Consider the following 22,748-nt stretch of genomic DNA (forward strand, 5'->3'; position numbering starts at 1 on the left):
AATGCGCTCGGCAATCTGTCCGGCTTCGCCGGACCGTTCCTCATGGGCTACCTCAAAGACGCGACCGGCAACTTCACCGCCGGGCTGCTGGTCCTGGGCGGCTGCGCTCTGGTCGGCAGCATTGTCGCCCTGACGCTAAGGGTCAATCCGCAGATGGAGGTCACCGGCGCTGCGCCGGGTGCGTCGGCGCCCGCTCGCTGAGAGGACCAGCCTGTCGATGAGCGGGATTGCTCGACACGAAACGTAAACCCCCGCGCGCAGGTGTAAGCGCGAAATGGCGGGCGGATCTCGCCCGAATGGACCGCCCGGAGTTCGAGAAGATCGCTGCGGTTCTGGTCGGACCCGAGGGAGCGCTGGAGGCGCTGCGGAAGGTCACTTCTGCGGCCGACGCTCCGTCGAGCCTCGCGAACGGCCCAAGCAGGTTCTAGTAGGAACCCGGGTGGCCGGCCTCGGTTGAGCCGCATGACCGGAAGAATTCTATACGAAAGCGCCAATGGCGATGTCTGGCGGCTGGTCCGCCATCCGCACTCCGGACGCCCGGCGGTCGAGCAACAGCCGAACGCCAGTTCAGGCGGACAGGCGTCCTTGACCGAGATCGGACAATTCCTTCGGGCGGGCGGCGACGGACCTGAACACCAGTCCCTGCTCGCGTTGATTGGCACGCTGATCGACGACTGACGCCTGCCCGGTGTCCGCCATGTTCTTTTTCTTTTCCAACCGACTGGGCTGTCTCGGCTCGCTGCTGGTCTCTGCCCTCGTAACCGTGGTGCTGCTTTTCATGTTCGGCATGCTGCGCTTCTGACGTGCGGCAGCGAACAGTCGGCCCATCCGGCATCAAGCCGCTCGAGCGGTCGCATGAGGTCAGGCGGGCGTACCCGGAGCCCCACTCCGAAACATCGGCGCGCTCCGTCCGTTGGCATCGGGGCGTTATTCTGGAGCCCTCACGATGATCGAAACGGATACTCTGCTGGTGAACTGCCCCGAGTGCGGCGCCTGGCCGATGGCCGCGAACCTTCAGAAGCCAGCTTCAGCGCACCGAGAACCGCGACTAAGATGTCCAAAGTGCCATCATCAGGAGAGCGTCCGGATGCGCCGCCCGCCGGCCGCGCAGCGCGGTCCGCACCAGCCGCGCGACCTTGATGCCGCGTGAGCAGCGATGAAGATCCGTTTCCATTCGGAGAGCCACATCGTCGAGCTGGAGGATGGCTCGCGGTGGCAGATCTATCCGGGCGATCTTGACCTGACGCTGAACTGGAAGCCCGATACCGAACTGACCGTGATGCCGAGCGACGATGAGATCAGTTCGCACACGCTGGTCGGGGGCGATGTCAATGTGCGCGTCATTCCCGGCGGAGCAAGTTGGCCTGTTGCCGAGGTTAAAGCCGCGCTGCGTAGGGACGACTGAGGAAGTGCGGCCGGGACGCGCAATCCTTTGGCCGCGCATCATCTGAAGACGCGCGTTGCGAGGAAGGCCGCCGCCTTTGGCTATCCTCGCGAGCGCTAGTTCTGAATAGCGGGTCCTGAGACCTTTGGCTATCCGCGACAGGCGCCGTAGTTCAACGGCGGGCGACGGTCTCTCCGGTTCAATGGGGTATTAGGATTATCGTTCCATGCGCGGCCGCAGGAACCTTGCACCTTGGCAATCCTTGTAGATCGTGGAGCGGGCCAAGGCTTGGGGTCCGGCGGCAATGTGGTGGACGGTGGCGAAAGAGGCGGCGGCCAACTGGTCGGGCCACAAGGATGCCCGTCAGGGCGCGGCGCTCGCATACTACTCTGTGTTTTCCCTCGGACCGATCATCGTGATCGCCATCGCGATCGCGGGCCTCTTCTTCGGCCACGAGGCGGTCACCTCGCAGGTTACCTCGTCTTTGAAAGGCATGCTCGGCGAGACCGGCGCGAAGGCGATCGAGTCGATGCTGGCGGGAGCTAGCCGGCCGGCGGAGGGGGCGCTGGCGACGATCCTCGGCATCGGCGCCCTGCTGTTCGCGGCGATCGGCGTAGTCGTGCAGTTGAAGGACGCGCTCAACGTCGTCTGGGAGGTGGAGGAATCGGAGGAGGGCGGGATATGGCATTTCGCTCGCAACTACGTGCTGTCGTTCGCAGCGGTCCTCGCCCTCGGGTTTCTTCTCCTCGTCTCGCTGCTGGTGACAGCGGCTCTGGCCGCGGCCGGCAAGTTCGTCGCGCCGTACATGCCCGAGGGCGTTCTGCACGTCGTCAGCCTGGTGGTCTCGTTCGCCGTGGTGACGGTGCTCTTCGCGATGATGTTCAAGTGGCTGCCGGACGTCTCCGTCGGGTGGCGCGACGTCTGGCTGGGGGCACTCCTGACCGCCTTGTTCTTCGAGGTCGGAAAGGCGGCGATCGGCTTCTACATCGGCAAGCAGGGCCTGGAATCGACCTATGGCGCGGCCGCTTCGATCGTGGTCGTGCTGATCTGGGTCTACTACACCTCGCAGATCATCCTGATGGGGGCGGAGATCACGCACGCCTATGCCAAGCACGGAGGTTCGCTCAAGCAGGGAGACCCGGGGGATGCACGCGGGAAAACGCGCCCTCTCTCGCAGCCGGCCGGCGCGACCGGGGCACGCTAGAAGCCTCGCGGGGTCAGGCTGACCACTTATCCTCTTCGCGTCGGGCTTCGTCGTCGTTAAGGCGCTCGGCTACGTCCTCGGCGACCGCCGGATCCTCGGCGTTTGCGATGGGCTCGCCATCCTGCGTCTTAATTTTCCGGCCTTCGGCATTCACCGGGAAATCGTCGGGTTGAGAGATTTCTTGGAAGCTGCCATACCATTTCCCTCCTTGAGTATTCTTGTGCTCCCTGCAGTTTCAGCAGTTTCACTTGTGTCACGCGACGAGTGCCGCTGCGCTCGCCGTCTGTCGCGCTCATCCGGAGCTCGCGGCCGGTCCCTGATTCCTAGCTCCCACAGGATGCCTGCGCGTGGCCGCCAGCTTAGAGATCGCGAGCTTTGTTGCCAGTTAAATGAGTTCTCGATCCGGGGTTCCCGACGAGCCTTTGCAACGGACTTCCGTAACCACCGCCATCGAACGTCTTTGCGGATAGGGCGCAGAACGCTATCGCGAGTGGAGCGCTAGGCTAAGGCAGCCGGCTGGCGAGCAGGAGGGCAACCCCCCGCCTCGCTCCAGTTCCCACCTTTCTGATCGCCGGCCTCGGCGCGCTTCACGATAGTCCCGGATCGGCCGATCGGCGCTTACGCGGTAGCCGCCGTCCGCCCCGCCTCAGTGATGCGGTATTCGATATCTCCGGATGGAAGCGGTTCGGTTTCCACCAGACCCAGCTCTACGAGCCGCGCCACCGTGTCATGGTCGAATAGCGGTGGGCTGATCCAGGATTCGCCGAGAAGTCTCCTCAGAAAATCGCGTTCCAGATCGGTCAGCTCCATCTCGACCTCCGCTCGTCCGCTTCTTACGGCACGCGTTGCGACAGCGTCACCCCAGTCCCGGTCGCTGCCGGCTGCGAGAACCGCCTCGCCGGGAACGGAGCCATCGTCGTCCCGTTGACTCCGGAAGACAACCCTACGGGAGGTCAACATGGCCATGGAAGATCGCGAGACGTTCAGCCTGATCGGAAGCGACAAGGTCGAGGGCACGAACGTGTACGGGGCCGACGGGCAAAAGGTCGGCTACATCGAGCGTGTCATGATCGACAAGATCAGCGGCAAGGTGTCGTACGCGGTGCTCAGCTTCGGTGGCCTGCTCAGCATCGGCGACGATCACTATCCGCTGCCCTGGCAGGCTCTGAAGTACGACACCGACCTCGGTGGCTACGTCACCGGAATCACTCAGGACCAGCTTCGCGGCGCCCCCAAATACGCCGACGAGAGCAGTTGGAATTGGAGCGATGCCGCGACCACCCGCTCCGTGAATTCCTACTACGGTGTGCCGGTGGCTTGAGGCGGCACACCGTGTCAGAGGCCTGGCCGGCTGCGGACGCGGCGCACGGCCGTAACGCAGGGAAAGGAGACTTGGATGTGAGCGGCGCCGTTCGTGTTCTGGTCGTTGAAGATGAAGCTCTGATCTGCACCTCCATCGAGGACGCCGTGGTCAAGAGCGGTTTCGAGGCCTGTTCGGTTGATTCTGGCGAGGCGGCTTTCTCCACCTTTCTCGACGGCCGGGAGGGGTGGCGGGCGCTGCTGACGGACGTCAACCTCGGTGATGGCATCAGCGGATGGGGGCTGGCGCGGCAGATCAGGGAAATCACGCCTAACTTTCCTGTGGTCTACATGACGAGCGCCAGCGCGCCTGACTGAAAATCGCAAGGCGTCGCGGACAGCGTCCTGATCGAAAAGCCATTTGCGCCCGCGCAATTGGCTGCCGCCGTCTCGCAGCTGCTCGATACCGGGGCCTCGCCGGGTTGAACCGGGATTGTCGTGAGCCGCGAGCCCTGCAACAGGGGAGGCGGATCAGTAGATCGTCAGCGTGGTGGCAACGCCCAGTCCGCGCGTGCGGCCGCGGCGCGAGCCGCCGCTACCGCCATCCAGTCCCGCAGCAGCCCTCTGTCGTCCTTCGAAAAGGACGCGCGCCGCTTGAGATCCTCCAACGTCTCGCCAGGATGGCATCGCTCGTAATCCTCACGGATCAGCGACTCGAGGTAGGTCGGGTCCTGCTCGCTGATCGTATCGAGGTGCTGGCGCGAGTTGGTCCTCATGGTTGCCCCAGGACACGCACAATCGTGGCCACTCGGATGCAGCACAACGGCAAGAGCGATCGTTAGTTCACGAACAGATCCGCCGGATCTTGGTAGCCGCAATGCAGGGCGAGACGTCGGTGCACGGGCTCGGTTATATAACTAGGGTGGTTGCAGCTACCTCCCGGGGCGCGATGCCGAGAAAACTGAAGACCTACCAAACCTCGCTGGGCTTCTACGACCAGGCGATCGCAGCGCCGTCGATGAAGGCGGCTCTGGAGGCATGGGGCGCCGACAGCAACCTGTTTCACCAGGGAGTGGCGAAGGAAACCGACGATCCCGAGATCGTCGCTGCCACGATGGCGAAGCCGGGCGTCGTGCTCAGGCGGCCCGTCGGATCCAACGGGCCCTTCAATGAGCACGCCGAGCTGCCGACGGACCTCGCGGACGGCGGGGCCGCAGCGGGGCGGACGAGGCGTCGTGCGAAACCGAAGAAGCCCGCCCCTTCCAAGATCAGCGACAAGCAGGCGCGCAAGGCGGCGCTGGAGTTCGAGCGGGAGCAGAAGAGGCGTGACGCCGAGCGTCGCAAGGAGGAGGCGGCACGGGCGAAGCAGCGCGAACGGCGCGACCAGGCGGTTGCCAAGGCGCAAGACGCGCTGGACAAAGCCCGGCGTGAGCATGAAGAGAAGGTGAACGCCATCGAGGCGGAGCGCGCCGCTCTGGACGAACGCGCGCAAGCCGAGGAGACCCGCTGGGAAAAGCAGAAAGCGACGCTGGACACCGCTTTGCGCCGGGCGCGGCATTAGCAGCGGAGAGCGGCCGCGAGAAATTTCACTTAGCCTTGGGTAGGCGGCCCTTGCCGCCGCACTTCGCGCAGCGGCCCCGGAAAGATCCTGCGGCCGGGCGCGGTCTCGCGCGCCGGCTGACGCGCCGAGCCGACGCAGGCGTCGCACTTGACCTCTGCCGATCCGCCCTTCGTCATGCTTCGCCGGATCTGGCGAGGTATGTGGCGGGAGGACTGCGAGGTGGTGGCGAGGCCAGCGCTCGCGAGAGGTTTGCTCTTGGCGTCGTATCTTTTCGCCAGATCGAGCAGCCTCCGGCGTGTGAACGGATCGGCCTTCTCCGCCAGGTCGTGCGCACGCTGCGCGAAGCCCCTATAGAACCTTCCATGACGCTACCCCCGCAACATCACTGACGGCTGGATTCGAGTGCGGGGCGCGATTCGCGTCAAGACATCGCTTGTGCCCGGCCGGCAAACGGCACTAGGCTGAACACGGCGGGGGAAGCCAGATGTCGATGCTGCATCTTATCCGGAAGCCGTGCCCTCACTGCGGGCGGCCGATGAAGCTCGTCCGCGACGAGGCCGCCAAAGGCGGGGAGCCTTACGTCTGCCCCGATTGCGACGACGATCCGCTGCACGATCCCGCCGCCCGTAAGTGGGTGGACGGCCCCTGCGGCCGCCGGCGAAATAGTGCCCGGAGGAAATCGGCCCGGGCCGCGCAGAGCCCAGACTGGCAGGATCGTCGCGGGCGCACCAACTTGTTTGTAGATACCGGGCATGGGGAGGCGCGATGTCGACGGTCGCAAAGCTGCTCGCGCGGAAGCAGGCGCTCCTGGAGCGTCTGGAGAGCGATCCTGGGCCCAACGAGCGGGAGGAAATTTAGGTATTGCTCGCCCAGATCGAGACCGCGCTGAACTTGCTGGAGCCGAGAGATGCCGCCGGTCCGAGCGACGAGTGAAGCGATGTCGCCGCCCGTCGGAGCGCGCTCAGATCGTCCGGCACCTCGCCGAACTTCCGGATCAGCTTAGCGTCGCCGAATGATCTGCGCTGCGGCTGAACGCGATGGCGCCGACGTGCCCGGCTTGCGCGAAAGTGCCTCCGCCCGCATCACGGCGGCGTTGGCGATCAAGCATTCCGTCGCCTCGCCAGGCGCGATGCCGTGTGCGATGCCGCATGTTGATCCCGATGTCCGGTGGGCCGCGGACGGGCGAGATCGAGGACGAGCGTGCCGCTCTGGACGGACGCCCGCAAGCCGACGAGGCCCGCTGGGAAAAGCAGAAGACGAAGCTGGAGGCGGCTCTCCGCCGGGCGCGGGAATAGCCTGCACCCGCAACTGTTTGCGATGCGCTTGCGCCGCCGCGGCGGGCGATACCAAGCTGGCGTTGCGCGGGAAAACGCCGCGTCGGTCTGTTGTTTACATTACCCTTTTTGTTTTTCTTCTGCGCTTTTTCCATCGGAGCTTTTGGAACGTTCTTCGAAGCGATCAGCGCCTTTAGCTAGATCGTGCCCCATCTTGCTCTCGTTTTTCGCTTCTTCCTTGGCAGTGGCCTCGCGCAAGCCTTTAGCGGCCCGTTCGCCCGCTGTTGATGATTTTCGTTCGTGATCCATTTGTTGCTCCTTCCTAATAACTATCTTCGGCGCGCAATGGCAGATCGGCCTCGATGACGTCCTTCGGCGGCTGACCGCCGAACATCAGCTCGGCGGCACCATTCAAGTAGGAAAGCTCTATCTGAAGATCGCCCGGGCCGACGATCCGTACTGGCGCTGCACTGCATGCGAGCGGATTCAACATGCACCGCGGTGTCGGCCGATGCACTCGCTGCTATGCGCCGCTTCCGACGGCGAGAACGGGACCGGTCGAGGAGTTGTGGAATTCGAACTTTCTCGGACGCCGTATCGTCCGCGGGCATTACCAGAACATTCCGCGCTTCAGGCCTGAAGTGCGAGGAACTGAGCGGCCAGACTGACGACTTCTCGGAGGCGGTTCAAGGATATCTTCGTTGGTCAAGACAACCCGGTCGGGCAGCACGCACAGGAAATCGACATGCTGTCCGTGACGACGACGATGGAGGTCGGCATCGACATCGGTTCGTTGCAGACCGTCTACCAGGCGAATATGCCGCCCCAGCGCTTCAACTATCAGCAGCGAGTAGGTCGTGCTGGACGAAGAGGGCAGCCTGACGGTGCACGTCGGCGCTGGAACGACGATCATGAACCTCAACAGCGGAGTCGAGGACGAGAATGGCCAAGCCAGGTTCTTCGGCGCCGACGTTGTCACCGATAACGACGTTTTAGGCTGGAAGAACGTAACGCTGCCTGAGCAGGCCATCGACCCGGGCATCGAAAGGATCGCCGGCAACGGCAGGTGGACGTTGACAGCGCCCGTCGCCATGAGGTTCGGGCTGCTCGCACAAAAGGAAACAGACGCGCTCTTCCTCAAGGCGACCGGCTTCAATAGGCGGTTGAATTTGGATCTCGTAGCGCGCCGCGGTGCGCGGTCCAGGACCGGTGCCCGGTCGGCCGCGATCAGTGCCACGCACCTCCTTGTGCAGAAGGCAGCGCTCGTGCTCGACGTGGCGCCAGACGAGTTCGACGCATTGGAGCCTCGGCTCCGAGGCGACAGCCCGATGCTTCAGATTGCCGACACCCTGATCAACGGATCAGGCCTCTGCCGGCGTCTCGGAGAGGTCGGGCGCGACGGCGACCGGAGATCGCGCGGCTGGTCGACGAGGTCGTGGGAGATCGCGGGCAGTGGCCTCTGAGAGACTTTCTGGACGAGCGCCACGTTACGCGCTGCTCGACCTCGTGCTACGCGTGCGTCCGGCAATATCAGAATCGCAGATATCATCCACTCCTCGACTGGAGGCTCGCGATCTCATATCTGCGCGGAATGATTGACCCGCGGTACGCATGCAGTCTCGACGGAAATTTTGACGTCTATCGGGAGCTCCGCGTCTGGCTCGAGAGGGCTCATTCTCTGGCGCAAGCGGTCGTCTCTATGCGGCCCAGGACGTTGCGGACGCGCTGGGGTCGGCGGCCGTCTGCCGTGCATCGAGGAACGAAACGTCGATGGCCGCGTGTAAGTGATGACGTAAGCGTTCTTTGCATGAATAATCGATCTGCCTATATGACGCGACATCTCCTGCTGACCACCAGTTGACCACCGAAACACCGTGAATAAACGGCGATAATGGTGGCCAATCGCGAGCAAACTGCATTGTTTTTGTTGATCTTTCCGATCGTTACTTACGTTCGGGACGCAGGGAACGCCCTTGGTCAGATCGCCACTCGAACGGAATGTCGGTCGGTGGTTGCGCCTCCCCGATTTAAACCTGCCCGCCGACTATTTAGCCGGCGACGGATTTCCCACGAACACCGGTTCTTGGCGGACTGTCGAGCGTCCGAGGTTTCCGAGTTAGGCTGCTCTCCAGTAAGAAAACAGCGCTTGCGAAATAGTGGGTTTTGCGATGTAGCGCTCCGCTGACTCGAGCCCCCGATTTGGCTTTCTAATCTTCTAATCGAGAGCTGCCTTCTTGCAAGAATCACTCGCTGCAAACGGAGGCGATCACGTAAGACTGTTGGTTATCTGGCCAGGGCAAGCAGGACGGTGGCGCCAGCAGGTGCGGATTGGTGTTATTTCGGAGACCCCTATGGCTAGATGCTGAGCAACGCTTGGGCGGAGCTTATATCGTGCACGCGGGTGATACCGGTCGACTGGATGTAATCGCCGCACTCCGCCGTATTGTGCGGGGCGACTACGATCAGAAGGGGTGTCCATACCGCCCCGCCGCGCCGAACGCAATCCCGACACGGAGATCGTAAGGGTCGGCAAGCGCACGATCCACGTTCAGCCCCAAGACCCAGCAACACCAATACCCAACATCCGTGTCGCGGATGCCGCCAGCGCAAGTTGGCGTCTCTTTGCCGCCGTTAGCTCAAGTTGCTCGTTCTCATCGCGGAGGCAGTTTATGGCGTCATGCAAGCCTTTCTCCGCTAGAGTTCTGTTAGATCATCGAACAAGATGACAATAGAGAGGACTCGAACTGCATCATCATCTGACGCCGAGCGTGTGGCGAAATCCGATCCTCTGATTATCGACACCTCCGTTCTTCTCGATCCTAATCCACAACGCCCGTCGACGCGCGGTGCTTCGTGCCGACGCTCCACGAACGGCGGGGACAATGCCTTATATCAACTCTGGTGGGATAAGACTGTATTTCGAGGAATATGGCCATGGCTATCCAATAGTCTTTGTTCATGAGTTCGCATCGGACTTGCGCAGCTGGGAAACACAAGTCCGTTACTTTTCTCGCTCTTACCGATGCATCGCCTACAACGCTCGAGGATATCCACCGAGCGACGTGCCTGACGATTCAGCCGCATATGGTTGGGAGTTCGCGGTCCAGGACATCGATGCTGTCATGCGCGGCCTTTCGATCGCTCGAGCCCACGTGGTTGGCTCCAGCATGGGCGCCTATGCTGCTCTGCTATTTGGTTTGCGGTACCCCGAAGGGACCAGCGCGATCGTTGCAGCCGGAGCGGGGTCAGGATCTCCAGCCTCGGACCGTGAAAATTGGTCGAAAAATACGGCGGTTCTCGCGCGCGCATTGGCAGCACGAGGTCTGGGTGCAATGGCCGAGAAAATGGCAAACCACTCGGCCCGCATTCGGCTGAGGCGCAAGGATCCGATGGGCTGGCAGGAGTTCGTGGAGCGGCTCAAGCAGCATTCAGCGCGGGGGATGTCGAATACTTTGCTCCAATGCCAGGCCCTAAGACCGTCCTTATACGATTTCCGCGAACTGTTCTTGCAGACGACGATCCCGGTACTGCTCGCGGTGGGTGACGACGACAAGCCCTGTCTGGAAACTGGCTTGATGCTGAAGTCCACGATTCCTGTTGCTGGTCTTTGGGTGTCCCCCAATACCGGGCATGCCATCAATCTTGAAGAGCCTGAGACATTCAACGCGCAAGTGGAAGCTTTCTTCCGCGCCGTCGAGCAGGGGGCTTGGGCGCCTTTCGATCGGAGAAAACAGTTCATCTCGGGTCATGAGAAGTCACCAGCCGCTCGGCTGCATTTCGGCGGTGCGCTTCCATGAAGCCGTGGATCGGTGTTCATCTTTCCGAATCGGTCGCCGCGCGGCTCGCTGTCGCAGCGCAGCGTCCGGGCATGACCAACTCAGCGATCGTTGAGGCTGCTCTCGCTCATTTCCTTGATTCCGATGGTGACATCGAAGAACCCTCGGTTGATTGTCGTTTGAGCGCGATCAGCCGGAGTCTCGAACAGGTTCATCATGATTTGCGGATTGTGAGTGAGGCTGTTGCCCTTCAGGCTCGATTTCTTCTCGCAGTGACGCCGCCGCTGCCAGCCGCCGATCAGCCCGCCGCCTGTAGCCTTGGAGCCGCACGCTTCGATGAATTTGCTGTGCAAGTGGCAAGGCGGGTTCATCTGCGAACTTCGCTCATCAAGGAAACGATTGGGCGGGTGAGTGCGACAAGTCCCGAGAATCCACCAGCAGAATCGGAACAGCGAAAACCGCGGACGCGCCCCACAAGCCCGCAATCGAAGCGTTGTGCCGGAACTGTTGCCGGAGGCACATCGCAACCTGCAGCTGATGTCCGAGAGGGAATCCGCGAGGACAGACCCGGTCTAATGAGGGGACAAACAAATGTCAGCTCCAGATCGCGATCCTCCCTCCTGCCACGGCATGCGCCGCGGCGGGAGGGATCAGGGGGCTTCTCGCCAACTTGGCTCTTGATCCCGCGCGTATTCTTACCTTTCGTTGCCGGTTACTATCTTTCTTTTCTATTCCGGACGATCAATGCGACGATAGCTGGATCGTTGATCTCTGAGTTTGGCCTGCGCGCTGATGATCTCGGCCTCCTGACCTCCGTGTATTTCCTCACCTTCGCGGTAGCCCAGATTCCTATCGGGGTGTTGTTGGACCGATACGGCCCGCGCGCAATCCAGAGCGTCGTGCTACTCGCGGCAGCTGCTGGTGCAGCGCTATTCGCCGCATCGGACAACTTCGTTCTTCTTCTCCTCGGCCGGGCGTTAATCGGCTTGGGCGTTTCCGCAGCGTTGACGGCCGGATTGAAAGCAGTCGTTCTCTGGTTTCCCAACGACCGGGTTCCGCTGCTCAACGGCCTGATGATCATGCTGGCCGCATTGGGCGCCGTGACCGCAACTCTGCCGGCCGAATACCTGCTCGTTTCGATCGGTTGGCGGGGATTGTTTGAGCTCCTCGCTATCGCATCGGTGGGATGCGCCCTAGTGACTTTCCTTGTCGTCCCAAAGGCCTCGCCCTCACCGGTAGCGAAAGCGACCGCCATGGGCCTGCGAGTAGTTTATACCGATCGTCGCTTCTGGCGCTTGGCTCCGGTCTCCGCGACATGCATTGGTACCGCCTGGGCGCTACAGGGCTTGTGGGCAGCACAATGGTTTTCCGATGTCGAGCGCCTCGATCGGTCTGGATTGCTCGGGAATCTATTTGTCATGGCGATGGCGTCGAGTGCGAGCGCGCTAATTCTAGGGGTAGCGGCTCATAGGCTTCGCCGACAGGGGATCGGTCCGGGAGCGCTCTTCGGGCTTGTAGCAGTTGTGTTCTTCGTCGCTCAGCTGGCACTGATCCTGCGGCTGCCCGTGCCGTCGTATTTCCCGTGGACAGTTGTCGCTGCAGCCGGGACGGCAACTGTCCTCAGCTACGCGATTGTGGCCGATTATTTCCCTAAGGAGCTTGCGGGACGCGCCAACGCTGCGCTCAACCTCTTGCACATTGGTTGCGCATTTTTGATCCAGTACGTGACGGGCTTCGTGGTTCAGCAGTGGACGCCTCAGCAGGGCCACTACCCGGAGGTTGCTTACCAGACCGCCTTTGCCATTGACCTGACGGTTCAGATCCTGGCGTGGCTCTGGTTCGTCAGCCGGGTGCCGCGATCGGGGGGACGAGGGGGTTCTCCTGCGACGAAAGGCTCAAGTTAGAATTTCTGTAGAATATGAACGAAACCAGCACTCCCCAGGCCCGCGTTCTGCTGCAGTCCAACGCGCGCGCCTTCGACCTGACGTGATCCGGCTTTGCCCCGAAGTTGCCACGTCAGCTCCGTGATTTGTGCAAGTCCTGTGGCGCCTAACGGGTGCCCTTTTGACAGAAGTCCTCCGGAGGGATTGACGACGACTTCTCCTCCATAGGTGTTGCGTCCTTCGACAATGAAGCGTTCGACATCGGCCTCCGCGCAAAGACCAAGCGCACCGTACATCAGAGCTTCATTACTAGCGAAGCAGTCGTGCAACTCGACGACGTCGATGTCCCTCGGCCCAACTCCCGCGCTCTCAAAAGCCCGCTGCGCCGCTTCGCGCCCCAATGCGCGGAACATCAGATCGAGTGGATCGCCTGCAAAATGCTCAGCACGATCGCTAACCCATCCTGATCCTATCAACCGAACATTCCCTTGCAGCCCATGCCGCGCTGCAAATCTTGGCCCGCACAGAACTGCAGCCGCCGCCCCACAGCTCGGTGGGCAGGCAAACAGCCTGCGCAAGTTCCGAAAGAGCAGGGGGCTCGAAAGAACTTCATCCTCCGTCAGCGGACTCCGAAACAGCGCATACGGGTTGTCCGCTGCGTGGCGACGCGCCTTCACCGCAACCCTGGCCAGGGCATGATCGCCGACGCCGTACCGAGTCTGGAGCAGCTCGGTTTGGCAGCCGAAGAGCTGGAGAGCTGGTGGGCTGGAGCGGTCGAGCGGCGTGAGGCCCATCATGTCCGCGACGCGCGCTACGTGCGGGCCTACCGGATTGGGCCGATCGTCGAATACGACATCGAGCGCCCCAGGGCTCATCTGTTCGAAGCCCAGGGCGAGAACACAGGCATCCGTCTCGTGGCGGACAGCCTCGACTGCGAGCGCAAAGGCGGTTGAACCACTGGCGCAGTTATTGTTCAGATTGACAATCGGAATTCCCGTGGCACCCAAGTGAGCAAGCGCGGCTTGGCCCGCACAGCTGTCACCATAGACATAGCCAACATAGGCCCGTTGCACCTGGGCGTAGTCGATGCCAGCGTCATCCAGCGCGGCGCGCGCGGCAGTCGCACCCATAATGTCGTAACTCTGGCTTTGGCCGGGTTTGGTGAAGGGGATCATACCGACCCCTGCTATGATGGCATCGGACATGATGGCGTACCTCAATTCACAGCGCGGGTGCGGCCCTGCCAATAAGTGGCTCTCAATTCACTCTTGAGAACCTTTCCGGCAGGGCTTCGGGGCAAATCCTCTATGAAGTCTACGCTCTTTGGCGCTTTCACCCCGCCAAGAGCTTGCTTTACGAGTGCGATTAGCTCGGCTTCCGTAGCCTCGGCGAACGGCTTGAGCTGAACCACAGCTTTCACGGCCTCGCCCCATTTGTCATCCGGTACCCCGATGACCGAACACTCTTGCACGGCCGGATGGCCGGTCACGACCTGCTCGATCTCGTTGGGAAAGATGTTGAAGCCCCCCGAAATGATCATGTCTTTCTTCCGGTCTACGATCGTCACGTAGCCGTGCGCATCCATTACTCCGATGTCCCCAGTGTGGTGCCAGCCAAACCGCCGCAAGGCGGCAGTCGATTCGGCATCCTTGTAATAGCCAGGAGTAACCAGGGGGCCGCGCACACAGATCTCGCCGGCTTCGCCGCGCGGCAGTTCTTGACCCTCTTCATCGAGGATGGCGACCTTGTTCCAGACACCGGGTCTTCCGACGCTGTGTAGGCGCTCTATATCGATTTCCCCACCATCGTCGGTGTAGTCCCAGGGTGCCTTGAGACAGATTGCAGCCGGACATTCGGCTTGGCCGAATGCCTCAGTCAGGACCGGTCCGAACACAGTCAAAGCCTCTTTGAGCTTCTCCAATGACGAAGGAGCTGCTGCCACGAGCAAATGACGCAGTGACCGATAGTCGTAGTGGCCGACATCAGGGTGAGCGAGCAGCATGTAAAGCAGCGTTGGGGGCAGGAAGAGGTGGCTTATCCGATGCTCCTGAATGGCCTGCAAAATAGCCCCCGGATCGGCTTTTGCCATGACCACATTGCTCCCGCCTCGATTGAAGTGCAGGCATCCCAGGATTCCCGTCGTATGAGTCATCGGCGCCACTACCAAGTGCCGTGCGCCCTCGTAATAGTCGAAGTGGCTCATGAAATTGCTGAACATCGTTGCGATGTTGCGGTGGGTGATCATGACGCCCTTCGGCAGTCCGGTCGTGCCGCCCGTCGGGAATATCGCGAGGATGTCATCCGGCACATATGCGCCATTAGTAACCTCCTCAAACTCGCAACCAACCCAGGTCTCGAGCGACGCACCGAGCGTGCTCTCGGCGTCCAGACAAACCGCCGTGCGAAGATCAGGCGTGTTCCGCAGGATTTGTTGCGCGTCCTTTTCATGAACATGACTAAAGAGCAGCACGTCACCATCGAAGCGTCTCAGCAGATCAGCGTTCACACCAGGCGGATTGCGGGGATTAAGCGGAAGCCAGATCGCTTCAGCCCGCATTAGTGCTATCAGTGCAATGAACGCGATGTTACTATTTGGCGCCAGGATGCCGATCTTGGTGCCCTTGCCAAATCCGTGTCCACGGATAGCCGCCGCGAACCGCCGCGTAAGACGATCAGCCTCCCGATAGGTCAACATCTCGCCGCTTGCGAGATCATGGAAAGCTACTTGATCGGGATAATAGGCGACGCCCTGGTCGAAGTGGTCGATGATCCGCATAAATGTTTCGCTTCTAGCAGAGGGAGGTGGAGCGACAGACTTGGTACCGTGTAGCGGTTATCAGTACCATTTGAGGTTTTGTCAACACGGCTCTGGGTTGACCGGCGGGCGGTGCGCTATATCGGGAGCCTGCACGGAAGGGGATGTCTGAATGAGCCAAAGAACGCCGCGGAGCGAGGAGCGCCAGCATCGGCGTCATGAGGAGATCCTGGATGGGCTCGAGGAGATATTTCTGACCGAGGGGTTCCAGAAACCGACAGTTGCCGATCTTTGCGCGCGATTGCGCTGTTCGAAGCGGTCGCTGTACGAGATCGCGCCCACCAAGCCCGAGTTGTTTCTACTGATCCTGCGACGCCTCCTCGATCGTATCCGGCGGCTCGGCATGCGCGGTGCGCTTGAAAAGGAGGATCCGCAGGCTCGTATTCTCGCCTATTTGCAGCCGGGCATCACCGAGAGCTCTCGTGCAACCCAACAATTCAATGAGGATCTGAGGGCTTTTGAGCCCGCGCGGCGGATGCTCGAGGAGCACCAGCGAGAGCGGGTAGCTGTATTGCGCGATCTCATTGAAGACGGCATTCGCAAGGGGGACTTCCGGCCCTTGCATGCGCATCTGGCTGCCGAAGTTTACTTCGCGGCGGCGAGGCTAACCAATCAGCCAGAGGTGCTCACCGCAGCCGGACTTACCATGAGCGAAGCCTTTGCCGAGCTTCCGGACCTGCTCTTCAGAGGACTGTTCAAGCGCGACGATGACGTGCCGCGGCGCACGGCGCCCAAGAGCCGCTAGCGTACCCACCAGCTTTCCAAACACGCGACATGGATGGCGGGCGAGCCCCGACTCGAGGGCGGCCGGCTGCCAAATTTGTGCGCGCCTTTGACCGATTGGCCGCGCCAGCCGCTTGACACGTCTATGGTACCAGTTTATCGAGTTTGGTACCAGACGCTGGCGAATGCGAACCGGCGTGACGATGGGGAGGCGGTTATCGCGGAGCAGGCGCGACTTCGTGTCGGTCGCCCGCGCACTGGAGCTCCCCTGGCGACTTGCCGGAAGAGAGGAGACTCCATGAGGCGCTTCATTGTTGGAAATGGTGGTGACGGAAGATCAGATGTGCTGGCGGTCGATGATATTTCGAACCTGCCGCATCTCGGGTTTAACGTGTTTGCACGCGATCTATGGATCACCCGTGAGACTCCAGCGGATCTTTCCTGTTCGCAAGACCCGACGATCGGCGCGCCGATCCAGCACGAGCCCCCGGACGGAGGCACAATATTCCGCATTGTTCGGCTGAGGCCCAACGAGGCGCCTCGCTCGACCGAGGAAGTCGAGGCAATGCATCGATCAATTCAAAGCGTGCATGTGCCGTCTCACGAGGAGATTGCGACCGCGAAGCACAGCTCCATGCACAAGACCGACACCCTCAACTATTTCATGGTGGCCGCCGGGAGTGTCTGGATGTTGACCGATGGTCAAGATGTTCTCCTTCGCGCCGGTGATGTGATTGTGCAGGTCGGTGGCATGCATGGCTGGCGCAATGATGGTCCCGACGATTGCGTGCTGGTCGGCGCGCTGATCGACGGAAAGGTCGCGGCATGAAGCTTGTCACCTTCAGCGCCCAGGGCCGGCATTCAGTCGGGGCGTTATTGCCCAGCGACAACATCGTTGATCTTACCGCGTCAACGACAGCGGATCCCCGAGCCTCTAGTTGGTTTAGATCAATGCAACACATGATCGAAGGAGGCTCGGAGGCACTTAGCCTCGCGCGACAAATCATCAGCAATCCTTCTGCGGCGATGACTGTACCGATGGTCGCGGCGAAGCTGCTCGCGCCGTTGCCGCACCCCGTTCGCATGCGTGACTGCAACATGTTTACCGAGCATGCGGAACGCTTCTTTGAGCGCAAAGATCAGCTCGAAGTCGAGGCAGCAGCTGGCTCGAATCAAGCGGCAGCTCAGCTCGCCGTTGCCAAACGGCTACGCTTTGATCTGCTCCTTAAGAGGTTGACCTACTATACGGTCGACCCTTTGTCCGTGTCGGGTCCCGATGACGATATTCAATGGCCCACTTACTCGAAGGTTGCGGACTTTGAGCTTGAATGGGCCGTCGTCATTGGAAAACAAGGCAAGGACATTCAGCTCGAGACGGCCAGAGACCACATCTTCGGCTATACGATCTTCAACGACTGGAGCGCTCGGGACGAGCAGCTGATCCACATGGAAATGGGGATTGGGCCAGGTGGCGGCAAGGACTTTGACGGAGCCAAGACTCTTGGGCCGTGTATCGCGACGCCGGACGAGTTTCGCGATGTTTCCGACGTCCGCATGATTGCGCGAGTTAATGGCGAGGAATGGACCAACAGATCCTCCCGACATATGCGGTTCGACGAGTTCGTGTCTCTTTGGCATCTGCGTTTCCGGAACGCATTTCCAGAAGGATTCGACGTTGCTACTTCCGACAATATCGATCTTCGGTACGAAGCCGCGAGCGGAGCCTTCCGAGTTGCGGTGGACGGACCCCATCGCGTCTATCCCGACGTCGTGAAGGCGACGACATCCCTCGAACCATTGAGGCGTCTCGCGCAGGAATGTACCGACGAACTCGATGGATTCAGCCGCCTCCTGGGTCGTCAGCCCGACGCGCGCAACTCGGTGCAGGCGTCGCTTCTGCTTCCGCTGGATCTACTGTCGGAAGTCGGCTTCGACGCGCTGCGTTCGTTCGGCGAGCGTCTGTCGGAGATCATGGGTGGCGAACGGCAGGTCCCGGTCGAGAAGGTGATCGACGAGAAGCTGGCCCCGATCCAGGAATTCGTCGGAGGCTATGATTTCGCGACGGTGCTCAAGGCCTACTGGCGCGGCAGCGAAGCGTCGAACGAGGAACTCAAGCTCGCGGCCCTGCGGTGGTTGCGCGGAGAGTTCTCGACGAAGACCGAGGCGAACAAATCGCTCGGCGTCAGGACCATCATCGACGACGAGTGCGTGTACGACTCGCTGAAGTCCCTCGCATGTCTGACGAAGGTCGCGGGCTACGCCGGACTGCTCGTGATGTTCGACGAGATGGTCAACATCTACAAGCTTCAGAACGCCCAGGCGCGCAAGTCGAATTTCGAACAGATCCTCCGCATCGTGAACGACGCTTTGCAGGGAAACACCGCCAATATCGGCTTCGTCATGTGCGGCACGCCGCAGTTCCTGATGGACACCAGGCGCGGTCTGTTTAGCTACGAAGCGTTACAGTCGCGGCTGGCGGAGAACCAGTTCGCCACCAAAGGTCTCGTCGATCTTTCGGGCCCGGTCATCAACCTTCAGAGCCTGACCCCGGAGGATCTTCTGGTCCTGCTTTCCAACATACGAATGGTGTTCGCGGCGGGAGACCCGTCCAAATATCTGGTCCCGGACGAGGCGTTGACCGCCTTCATGGCCCACTGCGATCGCCGCATCGGAGAAGCATACTTCCGCACGCCGCGGGCTACGGTGAAGGCCTTCGTTCAGATGCTCTCGGTGCTCGAGCAGAACCCGGGCACGAAGTGGCAGGATCTTCTGGACCAGGTGCAGGTACCTGCCGATCTGCAGGGCCAGGAGGAAACGATGCCCGAGGGCGGCGCGCAGCCCGGAGACGACGATGAACTCACCAGCTTCCGGCTCGGGACTTGAAGCCGCCTATCACCTGCTCCATCCCAAGATCCGTCGCTGGATCCGCGACCAGGGCTGGGACGAATTGCGCGAGATACAGGCGCGCACGATCCTCGCCGTCCTCGACGGCGATCGCGATATCCTGATCTCCGCGACGACCGCGGCCGGCAAGACGGAAGCGGCGTTCCTCCCGATCCTGACGTCGATCGCGGAGCGCAACGCGTCCGGCTTCTCGGTCCTCTACGTCAGCCCGCTCAAGGCGCTCATCAACGACCAGTTCCGGCGCCTCGAAGGATTGTGCGAGAGCATGGAGATCCCGGTGGTCAAATGGCACGGGGATGCGCCGCAGGCAGAGAAGAAGAAGGCGATGAACAAACCCGACGGGATCGCCCTCATCACTCCGGAATCGATCGAGGCCATGTTTGTCCGTCGTCCGGCCGACGCCAAAGGTCTGCTGTCGTCCGCCGACTTCATCGTCGTCGACGAGCTTCATTCCTTCCTGCAGGGACCGCGGGGATTGCACGTGGCCAGCCTCTTGCGGCGCATCGACGCGATGGCGGCGCGCCCGGCCCGGCGCGTCGGACTTTCCGCGACGATCGGCGATCTCGGCCAGGCCCGCGCGTGGCTGCGACCGACGAGTCCTACGAGTGTCGAACAGCTCGAGGCCAAGTCGGACGCTCCCGAATTGCGCCTTCAGGTCAGAGGATACGTCGAGCCTCCCGACCTGGACGATCCGGATCACGCGGAAGGCGGTGGATCCGGCTCTGAGCAGGACGTGCCGCGGCGGATTGCGCTCGACTCGATTTCCGATCACCTGTTCGAGGCCCTGCGGGGCGAGAACAACCTCGTGTTCGGCGGATCGCGGCGGACGGTGGAGTCGACGGCCGACCGCCTGCGAAGGCGCTCGGAGAAGGCCGGCGTACCCAACGAGTTCTACCCGCACCACGGGAGCCTTTCGAAAGTGCTCCGCGAAGAGCTTGAAGATCGCCTGAAGGAGGGCAAATTGCCGACGACGGCGGTATGCACCTCGACGCTCGAGCTCGGCGTCGACATCGGCTCAGTCAAATCGGTCGCCCAGATCGGCGCACCGCGCTCGCTGGCATCCCTGAAGCAGAGACTGGGACGCACGGGCAGGCGACGTGGCACTCCGTCGATCCTGCGCATCTACCTGCGCGAGCCGAACATCGACGACAAATCCGGCATCCTCGATCGTCTGCGTCCCAACACGATCAGATCCGTCGCGGTCGTCAGGCTTCTTCTTCAAGGATTCGTGGAAGAGGCTCGCACCGCTCCCGAGATCGCCTCGACGCTCGTCCACCAGATGCTGTCCGTGATCGTAGAGCGCGGCGGCATCGGGCCGAAGCCTCTGTACGACCTGCTGTGCGGGCCTGGCCCCTTCTCCTCGATCTCGAAGGCCGAATTCGCTTCGCTGTTGCGACGTCTGGGCAGCCAGACAGTCCGCTTCATCGAGCAGGCGGGCGATGGGACGCTGATGCTCGGGCAGGAAGGCGAGAAGGTCGCGCAATCGCGGAGCTTCTTCGCGGTCTTCGAGTCGAACGAAGAGTGGCGGCTGACTGTAGGCGGGCGGACGCTGGGGACGCTGCCGATTACGCATCCAGTTCACAAGGACGGGCTTGTCGTGTTCGCAGGGCAACGCTGGATCGTGCAGGACCTGGACGAGCAGACGAAGACGCTGGTCGTCGCCCCCCATCCGGGCGGAGTCGTGCCGCGCTTCGAACCAGCGGCCGGTGAACCGGCTCACGATCGGCTGGTCGCCGAGATGCGCGAGGTCTATCTGGCGGACGACATCCCGCCCTACCTCGACGCCAGAGCTCGGGACTTGCTGGCGGAAGGACGCGAGACGTTCCGGAAGCTCGATCTGGGACGGCGATCGCTCGTCCCGGAGGACCGCGACCTGCATGTCTTTCTCTGGTTTGGATCCCAGGCGACGGCAGTCTTCAACGCTGCCCTTGCGATGGCGGGGCTGCAGTCGGGCGTGCACGAACTCGGCGTCTCGGTCTCCAAAACCAAGGAAAGCGAGCTGCGCCCGATCCTCTCGAAGCTTGCCGAAATGCAGAAGATTGATCCCAACGAGGTGGCGGAGTTCGTCGCCAACATCAAGGTCGGAAAGTTCAGGGAGCAAGTTCCCGAAATGCTGGCAAGATCGCTATGGGTCAGACAGAACCGCGACAAGGTCACGGGAATTCCCGCTATGGCGGGAGGTCTGTAAGAACGCGGTGTCGACATCGAAACGTTCGATCGCGGAGGAAGGGCGTTATGTATAGAGCGGGCGAAAGGTAAATATGAGCGCCGGCGATCTGGTCGGGCACTTGAATTGCCGGTACCTGACGGAACTCGATCTGAAGGCGGCCAACGGCCAACTACGGACTCAGTTATTGCGACGCTCGCCAAGCGCGGCCTGATGCTCGGCCAAAGCTAAGGAGCCTCCCGACGGATCGGTAAGAGCGGAGGTGGGTTCGCGCATGATTGCCACCTCTTCAAGGACACTTTTGCCTTCGAAATGTACCTTATGCTTCAGAAAATCTCTACAACCCATTGAAATTGCAGCAAATGCGAACGCCCTCCGAGCGCACCAAAGACATAAGCCATAGACACGAAAAGTATTTTCGTGATTTCTCTACTCCCACATTGTTACTCTCGGCAAAAGTTACTACTTCGTTCCGTGCAAATTCCCTTGTTGGATCCCGCCCGTCTTCGCTTGGCCCTCATCAATCGAAAGTTGACGAGTTGACGAAGCTCATTCAGGTGGCGAGATGCCTATTTCGGCACTTCCCATAATAGCGGTCACCTCCAGCTCTCATTTTCGATCTGCGGCAAGCGTAGCGAGACACTTGCGTCGCACCCTGTTCTTCAAACTTTGCCACTGATGTCCCCGATGTACGTCCAGCGTTTGCTCCTGTGGTCCTCGCACCTCTATTTGAACAAGTGCCGCGCAAAGCAAAAGTACGATTTCCGCTCAATAGGGCAGTAGCGTAGTCCAGAGTACAAATCGGTGGGGCTCGTACTCGGTGCGGCATTGTCGTCGTGCTCGTAAGCCGTCGTCGCGCTCACGCGGCTATCAGTCGTCCTGCCTGTTACTAGAGCGGGAGAAGCCAGAACGCCTGTGTCGGTGGTTCGAGTCGCTCCTCCGCTACCACGGGCCACGTTTTGTACGCCAATCTACGATTTGTTGCGATTTCCTACCCTCGAGGGTAGCGGCTCAGGCGGAAAATACGTCACTGACCGTTATGGAACGGACCGTCAGCACTTTGCTGTCAATGCTCGATCCAAGCAGTCATACCCGGCTCGAGGCCTGCCGCCTCGCCCTGCGGGTCAAGGCGCAAGCGCAGCGTATTGCGATCATGATCGCCAATCACCCGCTCGGCCTGCCAGGTTGCAAAGACGCCGAGCGGCCGCAGTTCGGTGATGACGCTTTCGATCACGCCATTGTCACCATTCCGCATCACGCTAACTGTTTTTCCGACCGTGAAGCCACTGAGATGGTCTTCGCGCACATTGAACGAAAGCCATTGCTTGCCTGCCGCCTCGACCATCAGGATCGGTTGGCCCGCGCGAACGTTCTCGCCGACTTCTGCGGCGATGACGCTGACCACACCGTCGGCGGGAGCACGCAACACCATCTTGTCGAGGCGGCGCTCGAGCACCGCGACCGCGGCCGCTGCGGCCTGCACCTCTGCATCCGCGATCGCGCGTTCCTCCTGGGTCGGGCCCGCCACGGCCGCATCGTAGTTCGCCTGGGCCTCCGCTACATCGGCACGTGCGCTCGCGGCGTCGTTTTCGGCCTGGTCAAGCGCCTGCTGGGACTCAAAGCTCTGACGCGCGAGCGTGGTGGTTCTTGTTAGCTGGGCCTGCACATAGTCGAGGCGGGACTTTGCCTTGGCGATTGCAGCTTTCAGAGAGTCGACCTGCTCACGCCTGACGCCGGCATAGACGTTGTTGCGGTTCG

Annotated in this window: 22 protein-coding genes and 5 pseudogenes; 17 read left to right on the forward strand and 10 right to left on the reverse strand. The window is 61.4% G+C overall.

Annotated features, from left to right (window positions below; translation table 11 throughout):
- The 4 genes and pseudogenes from AC5ZG1_RS41065 to AC5ZG1_RS41080 all read left to right on the forward strand — a co-directional run.
- A pseudogene (locus AC5ZG1_RS41065) lies at positions 1 to 201 on the forward strand (MFS transporter); the annotation flags it as partial.
- A gap of 261 nt (positions 202 to 462) precedes the next feature.
- Positions 463 to 678, forward strand: coding sequence for a hypothetical protein (locus AC5ZG1_RS41070; protein WP_496136268.1), 216 nt, complete (start codon positions 463 to 465; stop codon positions 676 to 678).
- Between the two features lie 478 nt (positions 679 to 1,156).
- Positions 1,157 to 1,405 (forward strand): hypothetical protein, encoded by a 249-nt coding sequence (locus AC5ZG1_RS41075; protein WP_496136269.1) that lies wholly within the window; start codon positions 1,157 to 1,159, stop codon positions 1,403 to 1,405.
- A gap of 283 nt (positions 1,406 to 1,688) precedes the next feature.
- Positions 1,689 to 2,588, forward strand: coding sequence for a YihY/virulence factor BrkB family protein (locus AC5ZG1_RS41080; RefSeq protein WP_496136270.1), 900 nt, complete (start codon positions 1,689 to 1,691; stop codon positions 2,586 to 2,588).
- A 13-nt stretch (positions 2,589 to 2,601) separates the two neighbouring features.
- Here the strand turns inward: AC5ZG1_RS41080 and AC5ZG1_RS41085 are convergent, their stop codons facing one another.
- Positions 2,602 to 2,742 carry a hypothetical protein gene (locus tag AC5ZG1_RS41085; protein WP_496136271.1) on the reverse strand — a complete coding sequence of 47 codons (141 nt, stop codon included), beginning with the start codon at positions 2,740 to 2,742 and terminating at the stop codon, positions 2,602 to 2,604.
- Between the two features lie 464 nt (positions 2,743 to 3,206).
- Complete coding sequence (locus AC5ZG1_RS41090) at positions 3,207 to 3,398, reverse strand: hypothetical protein (protein WP_496136272.1); 192 nt, start codon at positions 3,396 to 3,398, stop codon at positions 3,207 to 3,209.
- 148 nt (positions 3,399 to 3,546) lie between these two features.
- On the opposite strand from AC5ZG1_RS41090, the gene AC5ZG1_RS41095 reads away from it, so the two are divergent.
- Together AC5ZG1_RS41095 and AC5ZG1_RS41100 are read left to right on the forward strand one after the other, a co-directional pair.
- Positions 3,547 to 3,909: a PRC-barrel domain-containing protein gene (locus tag AC5ZG1_RS41095; protein ID WP_028167881.1), complete on the forward strand. Its 363-nt coding sequence runs from the start codon at positions 3,547 to 3,549 to the stop codon at positions 3,907 to 3,909.
- Positions 3,910 to 3,986: 77 nt separating this feature from the next.
- A complete protein-coding gene (locus AC5ZG1_RS41100; protein ID WP_496136273.1) occupies positions 3,987 to 4,265 on the forward strand; it encodes a response regulator transcription factor in 279 nt (92 codons plus the stop codon).
- Between the two features lie 164 nt (positions 4,266 to 4,429).
- On the opposite strand, the gene AC5ZG1_RS41105 is transcribed toward AC5ZG1_RS41100, so the two are convergent.
- The gene (locus AC5ZG1_RS41105) at positions 4,430 to 4,663 is read right to left on the reverse strand and encodes a hypothetical protein (protein ID WP_496136274.1); all 234 of its coding nucleotides are present in this window, start codon (positions 4,661 to 4,663) and stop codon (positions 4,430 to 4,432) included.
- Positions 4,664 to 4,836: 173 nt separating this feature from the next.
- On the opposite strand from AC5ZG1_RS41105, the gene AC5ZG1_RS41110 reads away from it, so the two are divergent.
- Positions 4,837 to 5,448: a cell envelope biogenesis protein TolA gene (locus AC5ZG1_RS41110; protein ID WP_496136286.1), complete on the forward strand. Its 612-nt coding sequence runs from the start codon at positions 4,837 to 4,839 to the stop codon at positions 5,446 to 5,448.
- A 953-nt stretch (positions 5,449 to 6,401) separates the two neighbouring features.
- Here the strand turns inward: AC5ZG1_RS41110 and AC5ZG1_RS41115 are convergent.
- A pseudogene (locus AC5ZG1_RS41115) lies at positions 6,402 to 6,591 on the reverse strand (hypothetical protein); the annotation flags it as partial.
- 5 nt (positions 6,592 to 6,596) lie between these two features.
- Here AC5ZG1_RS41115 and AC5ZG1_RS41120 point away from each other — a divergent pair.
- The gene (locus AC5ZG1_RS41120; protein ID WP_496136287.1) at positions 6,597 to 6,743 is read left to right on the forward strand and encodes a hypothetical protein; all 147 of its coding nucleotides are present in this window, start codon (positions 6,597 to 6,599) and stop codon (positions 6,741 to 6,743) included.
- Positions 6,744 to 6,842: 99 nt separating this feature from the next.
- On the opposite strand, the gene AC5ZG1_RS41125 is transcribed toward AC5ZG1_RS41120, so the two are convergent.
- The gene (locus AC5ZG1_RS41125; protein ID WP_496136275.1) at positions 6,843 to 7,031 is read right to left on the reverse strand and encodes a hypothetical protein; all 189 of its coding nucleotides are present in this window, start codon (positions 7,029 to 7,031) and stop codon (positions 6,843 to 6,845) included.
- Positions 7,032 to 7,044: 13 nt separating this feature from the next.
- On the reverse strand, positions 7,045 to 7,215 hold the full coding sequence (locus AC5ZG1_RS41130) for a hypothetical protein (RefSeq protein WP_210164731.1): 171 nt from the start codon (positions 7,213 to 7,215) through the stop codon (positions 7,045 to 7,047).
- Between the two features lie 246 nt (positions 7,216 to 7,461).
- Here AC5ZG1_RS41130 and AC5ZG1_RS41135 point away from each other — a divergent pair.
- The 3 genes and pseudogenes from AC5ZG1_RS41135 to AC5ZG1_RS41145 all read left to right on the forward strand — a co-directional run.
- Positions 7,462 to 7,599, forward strand: a pseudogene (locus tag AC5ZG1_RS41135) (helicase-related protein); the annotation flags it as partial.
- A complete protein-coding gene (locus AC5ZG1_RS41140; protein ID WP_496136276.1) occupies positions 7,580 to 8,185 on the forward strand; it encodes a hypothetical protein in 606 nt (201 codons plus the stop codon). The pseudogene AC5ZG1_RS41135 and the gene AC5ZG1_RS41140, both read left to right, overlap by 20 nt.
- Positions 8,186 to 9,604: 1,419 nt before the next feature.
- Entirely contained in the window at positions 9,605 to 10,519 is a 915-nt protein-coding gene (locus AC5ZG1_RS41145; RefSeq protein WP_496136277.1) for an alpha/beta fold hydrolase, read from the forward strand.
- Positions 10,520 to 10,599: 80 nt separating this feature from the next.
- Here AC5ZG1_RS41145 and AC5ZG1_RS41150 read toward each other — a convergent pair whose 3' ends face one another.
- On the reverse strand, positions 10,600 to 10,869 hold the full coding sequence (locus tag AC5ZG1_RS41150) for a hypothetical protein (protein ID WP_496136278.1): 270 nt from the start codon (positions 10,867 to 10,869) through the stop codon (positions 10,600 to 10,602).
- 306 nt (positions 10,870 to 11,175) lie between these two features.
- On the opposite strand from AC5ZG1_RS41150, the gene AC5ZG1_RS41155 reads away from it, so the two are divergent.
- Positions 11,176 to 12,402: an MFS transporter gene (locus tag AC5ZG1_RS41155; RefSeq protein ID WP_496136279.1), complete on the forward strand. Its 1,227-nt coding sequence runs from the start codon at positions 11,176 to 11,178 to the stop codon at positions 12,400 to 12,402.
- Here the strand turns inward: AC5ZG1_RS41155 and AC5ZG1_RS41160 are convergent.
- Together AC5ZG1_RS41160 and AC5ZG1_RS41165 are read right to left on the reverse strand one after the other, a co-directional pair.
- The gene (locus tag AC5ZG1_RS41160) at positions 12,399 to 13,586 is read right to left on the reverse strand and encodes a thiolase C-terminal domain-containing protein (RefSeq protein WP_496136280.1); all 1,188 of its coding nucleotides are present in this window, start codon (positions 13,584 to 13,586) and stop codon (positions 12,399 to 12,401) included. The genes AC5ZG1_RS41155 and AC5ZG1_RS41160 overlap by 4 nt on opposite strands.
- Positions 13,587 to 13,597: 11 nt before the next feature.
- The gene (locus tag AC5ZG1_RS41165; protein ID WP_496136281.1) at positions 13,598 to 15,157 is read right to left on the reverse strand and encodes a class I adenylate-forming enzyme family protein; all 1,560 of its coding nucleotides are present in this window, start codon (positions 15,155 to 15,157) and stop codon (positions 13,598 to 13,600) included.
- Between the two features lie 280 nt (positions 15,158 to 15,437).
- Here AC5ZG1_RS41165 and AC5ZG1_RS41170 point away from each other — a divergent pair, with 280 nt between their 5' ends.
- The 5 genes and pseudogenes from AC5ZG1_RS41170 to AC5ZG1_RS41190 all read left to right on the forward strand — a co-directional run bounded on the left by AC5ZG1_RS41170 (position 15,438) and on the right by AC5ZG1_RS41190 (position 21,011).
- On the forward strand, positions 15,438 to 15,941 hold the full coding sequence (locus tag AC5ZG1_RS41170; protein ID WP_496136282.1) for a hypothetical protein: 504 nt from the start codon (positions 15,438 to 15,440) through the stop codon (positions 15,939 to 15,941).
- A 276-nt stretch (positions 15,942 to 16,217) separates the two neighbouring features.
- The gene (locus AC5ZG1_RS41175) at positions 16,218 to 16,748 is read left to right on the forward strand and encodes a cupin domain-containing protein (RefSeq protein WP_496136283.1); all 531 of its coding nucleotides are present in this window, start codon (positions 16,218 to 16,220) and stop codon (positions 16,746 to 16,748) included.
- Positions 16,749 to 17,017: 269 nt separating this feature from the next.
- Positions 17,018 to 17,524, forward strand: a pseudogene (locus tag AC5ZG1_RS41180) (fumarylacetoacetate hydrolase family protein); the annotation flags it as partial.
- 375 nt (positions 17,525 to 17,899) lie between these two features.
- Positions 17,900 to 18,802: pseudogene (locus AC5ZG1_RS41185) on the forward strand (BREX system ATP-binding domain-containing protein); the annotation flags it as partial.
- Complete coding sequence (locus tag AC5ZG1_RS41190) at positions 18,771 to 21,011, forward strand: DEAD/DEAH box helicase (RefSeq protein WP_496136284.1); 2,241 nt, start codon at positions 18,771 to 18,773, stop codon at positions 21,009 to 21,011. The pseudogene AC5ZG1_RS41185 and the gene AC5ZG1_RS41190, both read left to right, overlap by 32 nt.
- A gap of 1,045 nt (positions 21,012 to 22,056) precedes the next feature.
- Here AC5ZG1_RS41190 and AC5ZG1_RS41195 read toward each other — a convergent pair.
- The coding region (locus tag AC5ZG1_RS41195) for an HlyD family secretion protein (protein WP_496136285.1) at positions 22,057 to 22,748 on the reverse strand (692 nt) is incomplete at its 5' end.

The organism is Bradyrhizobium sp. Leo78 (assembly GCF_059512425.1).